This window comes from Frateuria defendens (assembly GCF_001182895.1).
In the GTDB taxonomy this organism is placed as follows: domain Bacteria; phylum Pseudomonadota; class Gammaproteobacteria; order Xanthomonadales; family Rhodanobacteraceae; genus Frateuria_B; species Frateuria_B defendens.
Genome location: NZ_LFQR01000217.1, coordinates 1 through 216, shown reverse-complemented (window position 1 = coordinate 216; position 216 = coordinate 1). Strand labels below are relative to the sequence as shown.

General features: G+C 57.4%; 1 pseudogene. It reads left to right on the top strand.

Annotated elements, in window-relative coordinates:
* A pseudogene (locus ACH65_RS17985) lies at positions 1 to 216 on the top strand (IS5/IS1182 family transposase); the annotation flags it as partial.

The following is a 216-nucleotide window of genomic DNA, read 5'->3' as shown; positions in this document are numbered from 1 at the left end:
GGCTCACGATCAAGGCATGCAAGCGCAGATTCCGCCGCGCAAGAATCGCAAGGAACTACGCGAGTACGACCGGCATTTGTATCGCCAGCGCCACTTGGTTGAGAACGCATTCCTGCATATCAAGCAATGGCGCGGTATTGCGACTCGGTATGCCAAGCGCCTCCCCTCGTTCTTGGCCGCCGTCCAAATTCGCTGCCTGGCCTTGTGGCTTCATAT